The organism is Halomonas ventosae (assembly GCF_004363555.1).
Classification (GTDB): Bacteria; Pseudomonadota; Gammaproteobacteria; order Pseudomonadales; family Halomonadaceae; genus Halomonas; species Halomonas ventosae.
On sequence record NZ_SNZJ01000023.1, the window covers coordinates 57,419 to 71,664 of the forward strand.

The following is a 14,246-nucleotide window of genomic DNA, read 5'->3' on the forward strand; positions in this document are numbered from 1 at the left end:
GCCGGGGGCTCAGCCGGCATTCGGGTCCTGGGGAATGTCGGTGATCAGGGTGCCCACCCCGGCATTGGTGAAGATCTCCAGCAGGGTGGCATGGGGCACCCGGCCATCGATGATATGGGCGCTCGCGACGCCGCCCTTCACGGCGTCCAGGGCGCAGCGGATCTTCGGCAGCATGCCGCCATGGATGGTGCCGTCGGCGATCAGGGCATCCACCTGGGCGGTGGTCAGTCCGGTGAGCACCTCGCCCTCGGCGTTCATCAGGCCGGCGACGTTGGTCAACAGCATCAGCTTCTCGGCATCCAGGGCCTCGGCCACCTTGCCGGCCACCAGGTCGGCGTTGATGTTGTAGCTGCGGCCCTTCGCGTCCACGCCGATGGGGGCGATCACCGGGATGAAGTCGCGGGCGGCGAGCATCTCGATGAGGTCGGTGGAGATGTGCTCCACCTCCCCCACGTGGCCGATGTCGATGATCTCCGGCGCGGTCATCTCCGGGCTCTGGTGTTCCACCTTGAGCTGCCGGGCGCGGATCTGCGCGCCGTCCTTGCCGGTCAGGCCGATGGCCTTGCCGCCGCACTGGTTGATCAGGTTGACGATGCCCTTGTTGACCAGGCCGCCCAGCACCATCTCCACCACGTCCATGGTCTCGGCGTCGGTCACCCGCATGCCGTTGACGAACCGCGACTCGATGCTGAGCTTCTCCAGCAACTCGCCGATCTGCGGCCCCCCGCCATGCACCACCACCGGATTGATGCCGACCTCCTTCATCAGCACCATGTCGCGGGCGAAGGAGTCGATCAGGGTGTCCTCGGTCATGGCGTTGCCGCCGTACTTCACCACCACGGTCTTGCCGGAGAAGCGCTGGATGTAGGGCAGTGCCTCGGAGAGCACCTCCACCACCAGGCGCGGGTCGCGGGTCTGTTCGGTCATCGGTAGGGTTCCCTCTCCTGTCTATGCGGCGAACCGCCCCTCAGAGGGGCAGCTCGAGGTCGGGTGACACCTGGGTGAGGGCGTCGGCGAAGCGGCCGCGGATGCGGGCCAGGGCGGCGTCGTCCTTGCCCTCGAAGCGCAGCACCAGCACCGGTGTGGTGTTGGAGGCGCGGCACAGGCCCCAGCCGTCCGGGTAGTCGACGCGGATGCCATCCAGGGTCGTCTTGACGCCCTCCTCGCCGAAGTCGCCCTCCCGGGCCAGCCGGTCCACCAGCGCGAACTTGGTCTCGTCGGTGACCGTGATGTTGATCTCCGGGGTGCCGACGTCCTGGGGGTAGCGGGCGAAGAAGGTATCGGCATCGTCGGCCTGCTTCGACAGGATCTCCAGCAGGCGGGCGGCGGCGTAGAGGCCGTCGTCGAAGCCGTACCAGCGCTCCTGGAAGAAGATATGGCCGCTCATCTCGCCGGCCAGCAGGGCGCCGGTCTCCTTCATGCGCGCCTTGATCAGCGAGTGCCCGGTGCGCCACATCTCCGGCGTCCCGCCGGCCTCCTCGATCACCCGGGTCAGGTTGCCGGTGCACTTGACGTCGAAGATCACGCGGGCGTCGCGATTGCGCGACAGCATGTCCTCGGCGAAGGCCATCAGCAGGTGATCGGGATAGATCAGCTTGCCGCTCGGGGTGATCACGCCGAGGCGGTCGCCGTCGCCGTCGAAGGCCAGGCCGATGTCCGCGCCGGTCTCCTGGACGGTACGGATCAGGTCCTGAAGATTCTCGGGCTTGCCCGGGTCCGGGTGGTGGTTCGGGAAGGTGCCGTCGATCTCGGCGAACAGCGGGACGGTCTCGGCGCCGAGGCGCTCCACCAGCGCGGGGCCCAGTTCGCCGGCCACGCCGTTGCCGCAGTCGACCACCGCCTTGATCGGCCGGGCGAGGGTGATGTCGCCGAGGATGCGCGCCAGGTAGGCGTCACGCACGTCCTCCTGGCGCACGCTGCCCTGGCCCTCGCTGAGCTCGCCGTCGGCCAGGCGGGTGTGCAGCGCGGTGATGGCATCGCCGGAGAGCGTCTCGCCGCCGAGCACGATCTTGAAGCCGTTGTAGTCCGGCGGGTTGTGGCTGCCGGTGACCATCACGCCCGAGGCCGTGCCCTCGAGCACGTGGGTGGCGAAGTAGAGCACCGGGGTGGGCACCATGCCGATGTCGACGACGTCGCAACCCGACGACACCAGGCCGCGGGTCAGGGCGGCCAGCAGGCGGGGGCCGGAGAGGCGACCGTCACGGGCGACGACCACGGTGGACTCGCCGCGGGACCGGGCCTCGCTGCCGATGGCGCGGCCGATCTGCTGGACACCCGTCTCGGTGAGGGTGTCGTCGACGATGCCGCGGATGTCGTAAGCGCGGAAGATGGAGGCGGGAACTGCCTGGATCGCTTCTTGGGTCATGGGGTCCGTCCTGTATGGCGTATCGAGTGGCTGTGTGCCGTCGGCGGGCGTCAGTGACGACCGGAGCTGCCGAAGCCGCCGGTGCCCCGGCGGCTGGTATCGAAGGCCTCGACGATCTCGAGGTCGGCATGCACCACGGGAACAAGCACATACTGTGCCAGCCTCTCGAAGGGCTCGATGGTGAAGGGCGCCTCGCCACGGTTCCATGTGGAGATCAGCAGCTCGCCCTGGTAGTCGGAATCGATCAGTCCCACCAGGTTGCCGAGCACGATGCCGTGCTTGTGGCCCAGTCCCGAGCGGGGCAGGATCATCCCGGCGAGGGCCGGGTCGGCGATGTGGATGGCAAGCCCGGTGCGCACCAGCTCGCATTGCCCCGGCGCCAGGGTCAGGGGGGCGTCGAGCAGGGCGCGCAGGTCCATGCCGGCGGAGCCTTCGGTGGCGTAGTGAGGCAGATGATCACGCAGGCGCTCGTCGAGCAGCTGGACGGCGAGGCGCGGGCGATCGGGAAGGGTGGGCATCGGGGGTCCTCGGGGTGTAGGTGTCAGGGGGCGGAGCGGGGCGACAGGCAGGCCAGGGCGCGGCGCACCACCGCCAGGGCGAGTTGCGCCTTGGGCTGGGGGACGAGGTTCTCGCTGCCTTCCCTGTCGCCATCCCGCCACAGCAGCAGGGCGGCGTTGTCGTCGCTGCCGAAGCCGAGTCCGGCCTGGCCGACATCATTGGCGACAATCATGTCCAGCCCCTTGCGGGTCAGCTTGTCCCGGGCATAGGCCTCCAGGTCGCGGGTCTCGGCGGCGAAGCCCACCACCAGCGGACGCTGCGACGCGGGGAGGGCGGCGACAGCGGCGATGATGTCGGGGTTCTTCACCAGGTGCAGGGTGAGCCCCGCCTCGCCCTCGACCTTCTTGATCTTGTGCTCGGCGGCCGCCTCGGCCCGGTAGTCGGCCACGGCGGCGCAGCCGATGAAGATATCGCTGTCGATGGCCAGCCGCTGGGCGGCCTCGTGCATCTCCTGGGCGGTCTCCACGTCGGTGCGCTCGACGCCCTCCGGCGTCGGCAGGCCGACCGGGCCACTGATCAGCCGCACCCGGGCGCCCAGCGAGGCGGCGGCGGCGGCCAGGGCGAAGCCCATCTTGCCGGAGCTGTGGTTGGAGAGGTAGCGCACCGGGTCCAGCGGCTCCCGGGTCGGCCCGGCGGTGATGGTGATGGTCAGGCCGTCGGCCTCGTGCGACTCGGCGGCTGCGTCATCGGGCGTCACGGAGGAGGGCGTGGCCTCGGGCGCCATGGCTGGCGCGGCCTCGGGCGCTGTGGAAAGCAACGCCGCCACGATCGCCTCGGGCTCCAGCATGCGCCCCGGCCCCACGTCGCCGCAGGCCTGGTCGCCGCTGTCAGGCCCCAGCAGCTGCCAGCCGTCCCCGGCCAGCCGGCGCGCGTTGCGCTGGGTGGCCGGGTGGCGCCACATGGCCTGGTTCATGGCCGGGGCCATCACCTTCGCGGCCTCGCTCGCCAGGCACAGGGTGGTGAGCAGGTCATCCGCCAGGCCCTGGGCGAGGCGCGCCATCAGGTCGGCGGTGGCCGGGGCGATCAGGATGGTGTCGGCCCAGCGGGCCAGCTCGATATGCCCCATGCCGGCCTCGGCCTCGGGGTCGAGCAGCGAGGTGCGCACGGCCTCTCCCGTCAGGGCTTGCAGCGTCAGTGGCGTGATGAAGGCCTGGGCGCCCTCGGTCATCACCACGCGCACCTCGCAGCCCGCCTGGGTCAGCAGGCGGGCGAGCTGGGCGCTCTTGTAGGCGGCGATGCCGGCGCTGATGCCGAGCAGCACGCGTCGGCGGGGGAGTGTCGACATGGCGGTATCCGAGCGTGAATCCGGTCGCCTACCTTACCACCGGTGCCCGACCTTGCGTAGCCGCCGGGCCGTCTACACTGACAGCCAAGGGCATGGGGCATGGGGCAGGGAGACAGGGATGTCGATTCGGGACTGGCCGGAGGGGGAGCGCCCCCGGGAGAAACTGCTGGCGCTGGGAGTGGAGGCGCTTTCCGATGCCGAGCTGCTGGCGATCTTCCTGCGCGTCGGCGTGGAGGGTCGCTCGGCGGTGGACCTGGCCCGGGACCTGCTGTCCGCCTTCGGCGGGCTTCGCCAGCTGCTGGAGGCCGACCAGGCTCGCTTCTGCGCCGAGCGTGGCATGGGCATGGCCAAGTATGTCCAGCTCCAGGCCACCCTGGAGCTGTCGCGGCGGCACCTCGCCAGCCAGCTGGACCGGGGCGATGCGCTCACCTCGCCGTCGCTGGTGCGCGCCTACCTTGCCGCCCGGCTGCGCCATCTCGGCCACGAGGAGTTCGCCGCGCTCTTCCTCGACAGCCAGCACCGCGTGATCCGCTACGAGTCGCTGTTCCGCGGCACCCTGGACAGCGCCTCGGTCTATCCCCGCGAGGTGGCCCGCCGTGCCCTGGAGCTGGGTGCCGGCGCCATCATCTTCGCCCACAATCACCCCTCCGGCGTGGCCGAGCCCAGTGACGCCGACCGGCGCATCACCGAGCGCCTGCGCGAGGCGCTGGGGCTCTTCGAGGTGCGCGTGCTGGACCACTTCGTGGTGGGCGACGGGGAGGTGGTCTCCTTCGCGGAGCGAGGATGGCTGTAAGGGCCGCGATGGATAGGAAAACCGCGCCTGGCCGGCTATAATGCCGCACCGGCTGCGCTGGGCCCCTTGGTACGGGCCCCTTGCCTGTCATCGCCGCCTGCCGCGCCACCCGCCGGTGCCGCGGGGCCATGCCACGCCCTCATCGGATCATCGCCGCGTCGCTTGCCGAACGTGGCGGTCTCTGGTATAAAGTGCAGCCTTTGAATTCCCTTGGGTCAAATGACAACGGGGTCGTCCCGGTTTGCCCGACAGGTTTTGAACACTCAGGTCTGAACACCTGGCCAAGCGGTTGGAGGCTCTCATGTCCAAAGTATGTCAGGTTACCGGCAAGCGCCCGGTGACTGGTAACAACGTTTCACACTCCCAGCGCAAGACGCGCCGTCGTTTCGTGCCGAATCTGCATTCCCACCGTTTCTGGGTGGAGTCCGAGAAGCGCTTCGTCAAGCTGCGCGTCTCCTCCAAGGGCATGCGCATCATCGACAAGAAGGGCATCGAGGCGGTGCTCGGCGACATTCGCAAGCGCGGCGAAGCCGTCTAAGCGATCCATCAGGAGAGAGAACCGTCATGCGTGACAAGATCAGAATGATTTCCAGTGCCGGTACCGGCCACTTCTACACCACCGACAAGAACAAGCGGAACACCCCGGACAAGCTCGAGAAGAAGATGTTTGATCCGACCATCCGCAAGCACGTGATGTACAAGGAAGGCAAGATCAAGTAAGCCTTGGTCGCTTCCGCCGCAGGCAGGAGCCTGTCAGCCTGAACCCGGCCCGATGGTCGGGTTCTTGCGTATCACCGCCCTCCGGACGAGACCATGCCCGAGCTGCCCGAAGTCGAGACCACCCGCCGCGGCATCGCCCCCCATGTGGAGGGTCGCGAGATCACCGAGGTGATCGTGCGCCAGGCCCGTCTGCGCGTGCCGGTGCCGGCGGACCTCGTCGAGCGGCTGGTCGGGGCGCGCATCGGTGATCTCGCCCGGCGCGCCAAGTACTTGCTGGTGCCGCTCGAGGGCGAGGCGCCGGGGACCCTGCTCTGGCACCTGGGGATGTCCGGGAGCCTGCGCATCGCCCGCCTGGGCGAGCTGCCGAAGAAGCACGACCATCTCGACCTGGTGCTCGACGATGGCGCCATCCTGCGCTATCACGACCCGCGCCGCTTCGGCTTCGTCGACTGGCTGGCCGGCAGCACGGAGCAGGATGCGCGCCTGGCCCGGCTGGGGCCGGAGCCGCTCTCCGAGGCCTTCGACGGTGAACGCCTCTTCGCGCGCTCCCGCGGCCGCCGCCTGGCGGTGAAGCCCTTCCTGATGGACAACGCCGTGGTGGTGGGCGTGGGTAACATCTATGCCGCCGAGGCGCTGTTCCTGGCCGGCATCGACCCGCGTCGCGCCGCCGGGCGTATCTCCCGGGAGCGCTATGATCGGCTCGCGGCGGCGGTGCGCGAGGTGCTGGCCGCCGCCATCACCCAGGGCGGCACCACCCTGCGCGACTTCGTCGGCGGCACCGGGGAGCCGGGCTACTTCAAGCAGCGCCTCAATGTCTACGGGCGCGACGGCCAGCCCTGCCGGCGCTGTGGTGCCGAGCTGCGCCTGGTGACCCTGGGCCAGCGGGCCAGCGTGTTCTGCGGCCACTGCCAGACCTGATGGCGGCGCGGCCTCGCCGACGCCCCTCCACCCCTTCACGAGACAGTTCCATGACCGCACTTCGCTCACTGCGCCTGAAGAAGAACGCCGACCGCCGGCTCAAGGCCGGCCACCTGTGGCTCTACTCCAACGAGATCGACACCCAGACCACGCCGATCAAGGAGATCGAGGCCGGGGCGCAGGTGGTGGTCGAGGCCGCCAACGGCAAGGCCATGGGCGTGGCCTACGTCAATCCGCACTCGCTGATCTGCGCGCGGATGGTCTCCCGCGACCCGGTCCAGGGGCTCGACCGCTCGCTGCTGGTCCACCGTCTCAACCAGGCACTGGCGCTGCGCCAGCGCCTCTTCGACAAGCCCTTCTATCGCCTGGTGCATGGCGAGGGTGACCTGCTGCCGGGGCTGGTGATCGACCGCTTCGGTGACGTGCTGGTCGTGCAGCTCAATACCGCCGGCATGCAGGCGGTGCTGCCCGAGCTCCTCGACGCCCTGGACAAGGTGCTGGCGCCCTCGTCGGTGGTGCTGCGCAACGACACCAGCGGTCGCCGCCAGGAGGGCCTCGAGGCCGGTGTCGAGGTCGTGAAGGGAGAACTGCCCGACCGGGTGCTGCTGGAGGAGAACGGCGTGCGATTTGTCGCCCCGGTCCTCGATGGCCAGAAGACCGGCTGGTTCTTCGATCACCGGGTCAATCGTGCCTGGCTCAATGGCCTGGTGGCCGGCAAGCGGGTGCTGGACCTGTTCAGCTATGTGGGGGGCTGGGGCGTCCAGGCCGCGGCCAGCGGCGCTCGCGAGGTGCTCTGCGTGGATGCCTCCGGTCCGGCACTGGAGCGGGTCGCCGAGAACGCCGCCCTGAACGGCCTGCACGAGCAGGTGGCGGTGGGCGAGGGCGATGCCTTCGAGGTGCTGGCGGCCCTCAAGGCCGAGGGCGAGGAGTTCGACGTGGTGATCCTCGACCCGCCCGCCTTCATCCGCAAGCGCAAGGACATCCCCAACGGCGAGCGCGCCTACGGCAAGCTCAACCGCGAGGCGATGCGCCTGCTCGGGCGCGACGGCCTGCTGCTCTCGGCGTCGTGCTCCATGCACCTGGCCCCGGAGCGCCTGGTCGACGTGGTGCGCGGGGCAGTGCGCCACCAGGACCGCCAGGGCCAGATCCTCTTCCAGGGCCATCAGGGGCCGGACCATCCCGTCCATCCGGCGATTCCCGAGACCTCCTACCTCAAGGCCCTGGGCGTGCGCGTCTTCCGGGACTAGCGCGCGGTGCTCCCTCGCTACGTTCGCGCCTTCGCCCACTCCAATGCGCTGCTGGTCAGCCACGTGCACAACGTGCTGACCGCGGCCGGCATTCCCGCGGAGCTGCGCAACCTGACCCTGGGCGGTGGTGCCGGTGAGCTGCCGCTGGGGGAGTGCGAGCCGGAGGTGTGGGTGGCGCCCCACAACCTCCCGCGGGCCGAGGTCCTGATCCGCCAGGCCCTGGAAGGCCGGAGTGACCGCCCGGCATGGACTTGCCCGCGTTGCGGGGAGCGCCTCGAGGGCGCCTTCGACACCTGCTGGAACTGTGGCACCCCTCGAGAACCCTGAGACAGCCCCGGGCCTGGCGGTTTCTTCCCTGGCGAGAGCGCCGTCCGGCCAGCCGCCTCGGGTTCCTGGCAGGGTTTCCTGCAGTGGTGGTAACAGGAAGAAGAAATTCCGGTCAGAAAGTCCTCTCGTGTCGATATTTTCCGTTCTTCTGCGTGGACTCTTCGTGTATGGACTGCCTGTGCTGTAATGGGGAGGAAAGCCACCCAACAACAGCCCAGGAGAACGCCATGCAGATCGCCGTGCCCAAGGAGATCAAGAACCACGAGTACCGTGTCGCCCTCACGCCCACCGGCGCCCGGGAGCTGGTCGGTCGCGGCCATACGGTCACGGTGCAGGCCGGTGCCGGCGAGGGTGCCGGCTTCGCGGACGCCGCCTATGAGGCCGCCGGGGCGCGCCTCGAGGCCGACGTGGCCAGGGTCTGGGAGGGCGCCGAGCTGATCCTCAAGGTCAAGGAGCCGCAGGCCGAGGAGGTCGCGCGCCTCAAGGCCGGCCAGACCCTCTTCACCTACCTGCACCTGGCCGCCGAGGAGTCGCTGACCCGCGGCCTGATGGCGAGCGGCGCCACCTGCATCGCCTACGAGACCATCACCGACCGCCAGGGCGGCCTGCCGCTGCTCGCGCCGATGAGCACCGTGGCAGGGCGCATGGCCATCCAGGCCGGCGCCCATAGCCTGGAGAAGGCCCAGGGCGGTGCCGGCGTGCTGCTCCCCGGGGTGCCCGGCGTGGCACCGGCCAGGGTCGCGGTGATCGGCGGCGGCGTGGTGGGCGAGAATGCCGCCCGCATGGCGCTGGGCCTCGGTGCCGAGGTCACGGTGCTCGACAAGTCGATCCCGCGCCTGGAGACCCTGGACGACCGCTACCAGGGCCGCATGAAGACCGTCTTCTCCACCGCCGACGCCATCGATGAGGCGGTGTGCGAGTGCGACCTGATCGTGGGTGCCGTGCTGATCCCCGGGGCCGCCGCCCCCAAGCTGATCACCCGCGAGATGCTCGCCGAGATGAAGCCCGGCAGCGTGCTGGTGGACGTGGCCATCGACCAGGGCGGCTGCTTCGAGACCAGTCGGGCCACCACCCATACCGGCCCGACCTACATCGTCGACGGGGTCGTTCACTACTGCGTGGCCAACATGCCCGGCGCCGTGGCGCGCACCTCCACCCAGGCGCTGACCAACGCCACCATGCCCTTCGTCACGGCGCTGGCCGACAAGGGCTGGCAGCAGGCCCTGGCCGATGACCCGCATTTCCTGCCGGGTCTTAACGTCCACGACGGCCGGGTGACCTACCAGGCGGTGGCGGACGCCTTCGGCCTGGAGAGCGTCGATCCCGCCAGCCTGCTGGGGTGAGGGAGCGGGCCTAGGGCGATCGCCGACGGCAACACCGCTCAAGGCTTCACCGGTGACAGGCCTTCGAGGGGGCGCTGTGAACCCTTCCCTGGGCGCTACCGATGCCATCCCTGGCATAGGACCCCCTCTTCGACCTGTCCCCGGCGCCTTTCGCTATCGCAGCGGAGCCGACCGCGACCGCCTTGGAGTGGGCCCCGGTCGCCTTGATCGGGGCCTCGCGTTACCATAGCGGCCATTTCCGAACAGCAGAGTCCGCTTTCCCCATGAGTGCAGCTTCCGAGAAGACCCGCGTTCTCACCGGCATCACCACCACCGGCACCCCCCACCTGGGCAACTACGTGGGGGCGATCAAGCCCGCCATCGCCGCGAGCCAGGACCCGAGCGTCCAGTCCTACTATTTCCTCGCCGACCTGCATGCGCTGATCAAGTGCCAGGACCCGCGCCGGGTGCAGGAGTCGCGGCTGGAGATCGCGGCCACCTGGCTGGCGCTGGGCCTGGATACCGACAACGCCATCTTCTATCGCCAGTCGGACGTGCCGGAGATCCCGGAGCTGACCTGGATGCTCTCCTGCGTCTGCGCCAAGGGGCTGATGAACCGTGCCCACGCCTACAAGGCGGCGGTGGCCGAGAACGAGGCCGCCGGCAACCAGGACCCGGACAAGGGCATCACCATGGGGCTGTTCGGCTACCCGGTGCTGATGGCCGCCGACATCCTGATGTTCAATGCCAACAAGGTGCCGGTGGGGCGTGACCAGATCCAGCACATCGAGATGGCCCGTGACATCGCCGGACGCTTCAACCACCTCTACAAGGGGCAGTACTTCACCCTGCCCGATGCCGTGGTGGACGAGAGGGTGGAGGTGCTGGGTGGCCTGGATGGCCGCAAGATGTCCAAGAGCTACAACAACACCATCCCGCTGTTCGTCTCCGAGAAGAAGCTGCTGAAGCTGGTCCGCAAGATCAAGACCAACTCCCTGGAGCCCGGCGAGCCCAAGGATCCCTCGAGCTGTACCCTGTTCCAGATCTTTTCTGCCTTCGCCACGGCCGACGAGACCGAGGCCATGCGCACCGAGTACGCCAATGGCATCGGCTGGGGCGAGGCCAAGAACCGCGTCTTCGAGCTGCTCAACGAGCAGCTGCGCGAACCCCGCGAGCGCTACCAGGCGCTGATGGAGGACCCCGCCCACATCGAGCAGGTGCTGATCAAGGGGGCCGAGCGGGCCCGTGCCGAGGCGGCGCCCTTGATGGACCGCCTGCGCCAGGCGGTGGGGCTCGGGCGCTTCGTCTGAGCTCGGCTGCGCCATGGCGATGATGCGGGCACCCTCGGGTGCCCGTTGTCGTTGGGGGAGGAGGTTTTTATGCCTTCAGGTTATTGATCGTTTTGTTTAAATGCTTTTACGTGCGCGCCGGGGGTCGTTACCATGGCCGGTCATCCGGGCTCCCCGCCCCCGACGACCTCGAGAGAACACGCCATGAGTGAACTCGCCCTGACCCAACGTCCCCGACTCTCCGTCTCCGCCGTGGCGGCTGGCGCCCTGCTGCTGGGTGCCCTGGCCGTGGGCGCCGCCTTCGGTGTGCGCCTCGGCGTGCTGATGGTGGTGGGCGGACTGCTGGGCATGGTGCTCTACCATGCCGCCTTCGGCTTCACCGCCGCCTGGCGGGTCTTCATCACCGAGCGGCGCGGCCGCGGCCTGCGCGCCCAGATGGTGATGCTGACTCTCGCCGTGCTGCTGTTCTTCCCGGCACTGGGGGCGGGCAGCCTCTTTGGCCAGTCGGTGTACGGTTTCGTGGCCCCCATCGGCATCTCGGTGGTGGTCGGCGCCTTCCTGTTCGGCATCGGCATGCAGCTCGGCGGCGGCTGCGCCTCCGGCACCCTGTTCACCGCCGGCGGCGGCAATGCCCGCATGCTGATCACCCTGCTGTTCTTCGTGGTCGGGTCGGTGATCGGCACCGCCCACTTCACCTGGTGGCAGGGCCTGCCCGCCTTCCAGCCGGTGTCGCTGGTCAAGACCGCCGGCACCGGGGGCGGGATCGCCATCAGCCTGGCGCTCTTCGCCGCCATTGCCGCCTTCACCCTGGTGATGGAGAGGCGTCGCCACGGCCAGCTGGAGCGGGCCCCGGCGATCGATACCGGCAACCGTCGCTGGCTCACCGGCCCCTGGCCGCTGCTGGCCGGGGCCGTGGCCCTGGCGCTTCTCAACTTCGCCACCCTGGCGCTGGCCGGTCGTCCCTGGGGGATCACCTCCGCCTTCGCGCTGTGGGGCGCCAAGGGCTTCGAGGCCCTCGGCGGCGACGTCAGCCAGTGGGGCTACTGGCAGTCCTCGTGGAATGCGGCTGCCCTGGAGGCCACCATCTGGCGCGACATCACCAGCGTGATGAACATCGGCATCCTGCTCGGGGCACTGGTGGCGGCGTCGCTGGCGGGCAAGTTCGCGCCCAACTTCCGTATCCCGGCACGCTCCGTGCTGGCGGCGGTGATCGGCGGCCTGCTGCTCGGCTACGGGGCCCGCCTGGCCTTCGGCTGCAACATCGGCGCCTACTTCAGCGGTATCGCCTCCGGCAGCCTGCATGGCTGGGTGTGGCTGGTGGCCGCCTTCGCCGGCAACATGCTCGGGGTCAGACTGCGTCCCTTCTTCTTCGAGGGCGAGGCGGGCCGGTTGCCCGCGGCAAAGGGGTGCTGAGCCGCGACCCCGCCTGCCTCGCATCACGGCGCCCCGGCCCCAGGCCGGGGCGCTGTCGTTTGCAGCGTGCTAGAGTTGGCGGCAAGGTGCCGACAGAGTGCCAACGGCCCGTTCCAGTCACCGTATCGAGGCGAGAGATGACCATCGACCAAAAGCGTCCCCTCTACATCCCCTATGCCGGCCCGCCGCTGCTCGAGATGCCGCTGCTCAACAAGGGCAGCGCCTTCACCCGCGAGGAGCGCCTGGAGTTCAACCTGATCGGCCTGCTGCCGCAGAATGTGGAGACCATCGAGGAGCAGGCGGAACGGGCCTATCGCCAGTACCGGCAGTGCCGGAGCGACCTGGACAAGCACATCTACCTGCGCGCCATCCAGGACGACAACGAGACCCTCTACTACCGGCTGGTCTCGGAGCACCTCGAGGAGATGCTGCCGATCATCTACACTCCCACGGTCGGCAAGGCGTGCGAGGAGTTCTCCAACATCTACCGCAACCACCGCGGGCTGTTCATCGCCTACCCGGACCGCGACCGCATGGATGACATCCTGCGCAGCTCCACCAAGGACAAGGTCAAGGTGATCGTGGTCACCGACGGCGAACGCATCCTCGGGCTCGGTGACCAGGGCATCGGCGGCATGGGCATCCCCATCGGCAAGCTGGCGCTCTACACGGCGTGCGGCGGCATCAGCCCGGCCTACACCCAGCCGATCATGCTCGACGTGGGCACCAACAACCAGGCGCTGCTCGACGACCCCATGTACATGGGCTGGCGCCACCGGCGCATCTCCCAGGAAGAGTACGATGCCTTCATGGCGGAATTCATCGCCGCAGTGAAGCGCCGCTGGCCGGGGGTGCTGCTGCAGTTCGAGGACTTCGCCCAGGCCAATGCCCTGCCGCTGCTCGACCGCTATCGCGACGAGCTCTGCTGCTTCAACGACGATGTCCAGGGGACCGCCTCGGTGGTGGTGGGCACCCTGATGGCGGCCTGCCAGGCCCGCGACGAGGGCATCGGCCAGCAGAAGGTGGTGTTCGTCGGTGCGGGCTCCGCCGGCTGCGGCATCGCCGAGCAGGTGGTGGTGGCCATGCAGGCCGAGGGCCTGACCGAGCGGGAGGCGCGCTCGCGCATCTACATGATCGACCGCGAGGGGCTGGTCACCTCCGAGCAGGCCTGGCTGCGCGATTTCCAGGGCCGGTTGGCCCACGACCCCGGGATGGTGGCCGGCTGGGACGGCCAGTCGCTTCTCGAGGTGGTGCGACGCATCGAGCCCACGGTGCTGATCGGGGTCTGCGGCATGCCGGGCATCTTCACCGAGGAGGTGGTGCGTGCCATGCACGCCGGCTGCGAGATGCCGCTGATCATGCCGCTCTCCAACCCCACTTCCCGCGCCGAGGCGGTGCCCGAGGACGTGATCCGCTGGACCGATGGCCAGGCCCTGGTGGCGACCGGGAGTCCCTTTCCGCCGGTGGAGTACGGTGGCCGCCGTATCCCCATCGCCCAGTGCAACAACGCCTACATCTTCCCGGGGATCGGCCTGGGTGTGGTGGCCGCCGGGGCAAGGCGCGTCACCGACGCCATGCTGATGGCGTCGTCCCGGGCGCTGGCCCGCGAGGCGCCGCTGGTCAAGCAAGGAGAGGGGGCCCTGCTGCCGGCGCTCTCCAAGATCCGCGAGCTCTCCAAGGTGATCGCCTTCGACGTGGCCGCCCAGGCCCAGGGCGAAGGAGTGGCGCTGAAGACCAACGGCATCAAGCTCCGGGAGGCCATCGAGCGCAGCAGCTGGACGCCGGTGTACCGGCGCTATCGCCGCCGCTCCTTCTGAGGCGTCGCCTGGAACGACAAAGGCCCTGCCGGTTTCCCGGCAGGGCCTTTCGTTATGGCGATGACGGTGTGGCTTATGCCGTCATCATCATGCCGACCCGATCATCTTGCGCAGCACGTAGTGGAGGATGCCGCCGTGGCGGTAGTACTCCAGCTCGTTGGCGGTATCGATGCGGCACAGCGCCTCGAGCTT

14 protein-coding genes are annotated in these 14,246 nt (G+C 69.1%); 10 read left to right on the plus strand and 4 right to left on the minus strand.

Features of this window, described 5'->3' with window-relative positions:
- Positions 1 to 9: 9 nt before the first annotated feature.
- The 4 genes from argB to coaBC are packed head-to-tail and all read right to left on the minus strand — an operon-like array spanning position 10 to position 4,208.
- Positions 10 to 927 (minus strand): acetylglutamate kinase, encoded by a 918-nt coding sequence (argB, locus tag DFP85_RS16665; RefSeq protein WP_133637552.1) that lies wholly within the window; start codon positions 925 to 927, stop codon positions 10 to 12.
- Between the two features lie 40 nt (positions 928 to 967).
- Complete coding sequence (locus DFP85_RS16670; RefSeq protein ID WP_133637553.1) at positions 968 to 2,365, minus strand: phosphomannomutase/phosphoglucomutase; 1,398 nt, start codon at positions 2,363 to 2,365, stop codon at positions 968 to 970.
- Positions 2,366 to 2,415: 50 nt separating this feature from the next.
- Positions 2,416 to 2,883: a dUTP diphosphatase gene (dut, locus tag DFP85_RS16675; RefSeq protein WP_133637554.1), complete on the minus strand. Its 468-nt coding sequence runs from the start codon at positions 2,881 to 2,883 to the stop codon at positions 2,416 to 2,418.
- Positions 2,884 to 2,906: 23 nt separating this feature from the next.
- The gene (gene coaBC / locus DFP85_RS16680) at positions 2,907 to 4,208 is read right to left on the minus strand and encodes a bifunctional phosphopantothenoylcysteine decarboxylase/phosphopantothenate--cysteine ligase CoaBC (RefSeq protein WP_133637555.1); all 1,302 of its coding nucleotides are present in this window, start codon (positions 4,206 to 4,208) and stop codon (positions 2,907 to 2,909) included.
- 118 nt (positions 4,209 to 4,326) lie between these two features.
- Between coaBC and radC the strand changes: the two genes are divergently transcribed.
- The 10 genes from radC (at position 4,327) to DFP85_RS16730 (ending at position 14,054) form a co-directional block, all read left to right on the plus strand.
- Entirely contained in the window at positions 4,327 to 5,001 is a 675-nt protein-coding gene (gene radC, locus DFP85_RS16685) for a RadC family protein (protein ID WP_133637556.1), read from the plus strand.
- A 301-nt stretch (positions 5,002 to 5,302) separates the two neighbouring features.
- Entirely contained in the window at positions 5,303 to 5,539 is a 237-nt protein-coding gene (rpmB, locus tag DFP85_RS16690) for a 50S ribosomal protein L28 (protein ID WP_040184989.1), read from the plus strand.
- Between the two features lie 26 nt (positions 5,540 to 5,565).
- Complete coding sequence (gene rpmG, locus DFP85_RS16695; protein WP_071944136.1) at positions 5,566 to 5,721, plus strand: 50S ribosomal protein L33; 156 nt, start codon at positions 5,566 to 5,568, stop codon at positions 5,719 to 5,721.
- Between the two features lie 93 nt (positions 5,722 to 5,814).
- Complete coding sequence (mutM, locus tag DFP85_RS16700) at positions 5,815 to 6,639, plus strand: bifunctional DNA-formamidopyrimidine glycosylase/DNA-(apurinic or apyrimidinic site) lyase (protein WP_133637557.1); 825 nt, start codon at positions 5,815 to 5,817, stop codon at positions 6,637 to 6,639.
- A gap of 50 nt (positions 6,640 to 6,689) precedes the next feature.
- Positions 6,690 to 7,886, plus strand: a complete 1,197-nt coding sequence (locus DFP85_RS16705) for a class I SAM-dependent rRNA methyltransferase (protein WP_133637558.1) — start codon at positions 6,690 to 6,692, stop codon at positions 7,884 to 7,886.
- Between the two features lie 6 nt (positions 7,887 to 7,892).
- On the plus strand, positions 7,893 to 8,213 hold the full coding sequence (locus tag DFP85_RS16710) for a putative signal transducing protein (RefSeq protein ID WP_133637559.1): 321 nt from the start codon (positions 7,893 to 7,895) through the stop codon (positions 8,211 to 8,213).
- Positions 8,214 to 8,440: 227 nt separating this feature from the next.
- Entirely contained in the window at positions 8,441 to 9,556 is a 1,116-nt protein-coding gene (gene ald / locus DFP85_RS16715) for an alanine dehydrogenase (protein WP_133637560.1), read from the plus strand.
- A 263-nt stretch (positions 9,557 to 9,819) separates the two neighbouring features.
- Positions 9,820 to 10,845, plus strand: a complete 1,026-nt coding sequence (trpS, locus tag DFP85_RS16720; RefSeq protein ID WP_133637561.1) for a tryptophan--tRNA ligase — start codon at positions 9,820 to 9,822, stop codon at positions 10,843 to 10,845.
- Positions 10,846 to 11,028: 183 nt separating this feature from the next.
- The gene (locus DFP85_RS16725) at positions 11,029 to 12,237 is read left to right on the plus strand and encodes a YeeE/YedE family protein (protein ID WP_133637562.1); all 1,209 of its coding nucleotides are present in this window, start codon (positions 11,029 to 11,031) and stop codon (positions 12,235 to 12,237) included.
- A 137-nt stretch (positions 12,238 to 12,374) separates the two neighbouring features.
- The gene (locus tag DFP85_RS16730) at positions 12,375 to 14,054 is read left to right on the plus strand and encodes an NAD-dependent malic enzyme (protein ID WP_133637563.1); all 1,680 of its coding nucleotides are present in this window, start codon (positions 12,375 to 12,377) and stop codon (positions 14,052 to 14,054) included.
- Positions 14,055 to 14,246: the final 192 nt, after the last annotated feature.

Coding starts and splice junctions, on each gene's coding strand:
- DFP85_RS16670 (WP_133637553.1), bottom strand. CDS start 2,365: ATGACCCAAGAAGCGATCCAGGCAGTTCCCGCCTCCATCTTCCGCGCT.
- rpmB (WP_040184989.1), top strand. CDS start 5,303: ATGTCCAAAGTATGTCAGGTTACCGGCAAGCGCCCGGTGACTGGTAAC.
- DFP85_RS16705 (WP_133637558.1), top strand. CDS start 6,690: ATGACCGCACTTCGCTCACTGCGCCTGAAGAAGAACGCCGACCGCCGG.
- trpS (WP_133637561.1), top strand. CDS start 9,820: ATGAGTGCAGCTTCCGAGAAGACCCGCGTTCTCACCGGCATCACCACC.
- dut (WP_133637554.1), bottom strand. CDS start 2,883: ATGCCCACCCTTCCCGATCGCCCGCGCCTCGCCGTCCAGCTGCTCGAC.
- ald (WP_133637560.1), top strand. CDS start 8,441: ATGCAGATCGCCGTGCCCAAGGAGATCAAGAACCACGAGTACCGTGTC.
- DFP85_RS16730 (WP_133637563.1), top strand. CDS start 12,375: ATGACCATCGACCAAAAGCGTCCCCTCTACATCCCCTATGCCGGCCCG.
- coaBC (WP_133637555.1), bottom strand. CDS start 4,208: ATGTCGACACTCCCCCGCCGACGCGTGCTGCTCGGCATCAGCGCCGGC.
- rpmG (WP_071944136.1), top strand. CDS start 5,566: ATGCGTGACAAGATCAGAATGATTTCCAGTGCCGGTACCGGCCACTTC.
- mutM (WP_133637557.1), top strand. CDS start 5,815: ATGCCCGAGCTGCCCGAAGTCGAGACCACCCGCCGCGGCATCGCCCCC.
- radC (WP_133637556.1), top strand. CDS start 4,327: ATGTCGATTCGGGACTGGCCGGAGGGGGAGCGCCCCCGGGAGAAACTG.
- argB (WP_133637552.1), bottom strand. CDS start 927: ATGACCGAACAGACCCGCGACCCGCGCCTGGTGGTGGAGGTGCTCTCC.
- DFP85_RS16725 (WP_133637562.1), top strand. CDS start 11,029: ATGAGTGAACTCGCCCTGACCCAACGTCCCCGACTCTCCGTCTCCGCC.